The following is a 515-nucleotide window of genomic DNA, read 5'->3' on the forward strand; positions in this document are numbered from 1 at the left end:
GCAGCCATGCCGTTCAAATAAAAATCAAAAACCTTCGTTCAGTTACATTAACTTTTTAATCATTTATATTTAATTTGATTATTTATTTTGATTCTTTTATTTAGTTGTTTTGGGTTTGCAAATTATGGATGTCTTTTTTAATTGTTTATTTTGAAAAGTTTTTAGTTAAATTAGTTTGGTTAAAACTTCATCCGTAGTACCACTTTTTTAATTTTTGTACGTTTACCAAAACTACATGATCAAATATTGAGTCACTGTTTCTAAATCATGGTGCACTACAATAATGGTTTTATTTTCTTTTGCCAAATCTTTTAAAACTTGGATAATTTTTTTCTGTTTGGATATCAACTCATGAAAAAATCGTCCATAAAATAAATATCTCCTTGTTGAGCTAGGCACAAATAAAAAATTCTTTGTTGTCCGCCTGAAAGTTCAGATATTTGACAGTCCTTGGAGTCTTGCATTCCTGTTTTTTCCAAAAGATTGCATTACTATTTCTTTATCTTTAACGGTTA

This window comes from Areca yellow leaf disease phytoplasma (assembly GCF_041920595.1).